Source organism: Candidatus Cloacimonadota bacterium, from assembly GCA_034661015.1.
In the GTDB taxonomy this organism is placed as follows: domain Bacteria; phylum Cloacimonadota; class Cloacimonadia; order JGIOTU-2; family JGIOTU-2; genus JAYEKN01.
In genome coordinates this window covers 1-1,192 of sequence record JAYEKN010000098.1, presented here as the reverse complement: position 1 = coordinate 1,192, position 1,192 = coordinate 1, and the positions used below count along the sequence as shown (strand labels likewise).

General features: G+C 32.5%; 1 protein-coding gene. It reads right to left on the bottom strand.

Translation table 11 applies throughout. The features are described from left to right. Positions 1-70 precede the first annotated feature (70 nt). On the bottom strand, positions 71-775 hold the full coding sequence (locus U9P79_04065; GenBank protein MEA2103802.1) for an ABC transporter ATP-binding protein: 705 nt from the start codon (positions 773-775) through the stop codon (positions 71-73). Positions 776-1,192 lie beyond the last annotated feature (417 nt).

The window sequence follows — 1,192 nt, the reverse complement described above, 5'->3', positions numbered from 1 at the left end:
GTGAAATGCTTTTATCTTTTTTATTTCACTGGGATTTCACTGGGGTGATATTTTATACAACACTGCAACATCACGGATGTTGCACTCCAAATTTTCTTTTTTTATCACTACTAACTTTTCCATCTATAACAGTAATAACTCTTCTCGCTCTGTCCACAACTCTTTGATCATGAGTAGAAAAAATAAAAGTAATATTGGATTCTTTGTTCATTTGAAGCATCATATCCAGCAAATTAGCAGTTGCTTGGGAATCCAGATTTGCAGTTGGTTCGTCTGCGAGGATAAATTTTGGACGAGATGCCAAAGCGCGCGCTACAGAGACTCTTTGCTGTTGCCCACCGGAAAGTTGGGAGGGACGGTTGTTGCCCTTATCGCCGATTCCTACTTCTTCTAACAATTCTTCCGCTCTTTTTTCTCTTTCTGCTTTTGGGATTTTCTGCAGTTCCATAATAAAAGCCACATTTTCTTTGGCAGTTAATACAGGTATCAAATTATAGGCCTGAAAAACAAAACCAATATTTTGCAATCTGAAATCAATCAATTGTCTGGATTTTAGATTTCCAATATTAGTATCGCCGATCGAAATTTCACCTTGAGTGGGAGTATCTAATCCTCCCAGCAAATTAAGAAAAGTAGTTTTCCCTGAACCGGATGGACCGACTATAGCGGAGAATTCACCTTCCTCAAAATCAAGATTAATTCCGTTAACAGCTTTTACGGGAATTTCCGTATCGTGATAAATTTTGTGTAAATTTCTTACTTTAATAATTGACATTATAATTTTCCTTTTCTATCTTAAAAGTTTTAACCACGAAACACACCAAAAACACTAAAATTCATTATTCATTTTTTTAATATCGAATTTCGAACTCCGATCAACGATTGTTGATTTATGATTTTTTTTGTGGGTTTTCCATACTTTTCTACTTCTAAAATCATTATTCGTTAATCGATATTCATTATTCATTTGCTTTTCACTTTCTAAAATCATCATTCGTTAATCGATATTCATTATTCATTTACTTTTCTACTTCTAAAATCATTATTCGTTAATCGATATTCATTATTCATTTGCTTTTCTATTTCTAAAATCATTATTCGTTAATCGATATTCATTATTCATTTTTTTAATATAGAATTTCGAACACCGATCAACGATTTTTGATTTATGATTTTTTTTTTGTGAGTTTTC

Bases quoted from the DNA above. Each gene is read 5' to 3' on its own strand.
- U9P79_04065 (MEA2103802.1), bottom strand. From the start codon at position 775: ATGTCAATTATTAAAGTAAGAAATTTACACAAAATTTATCACGATACG.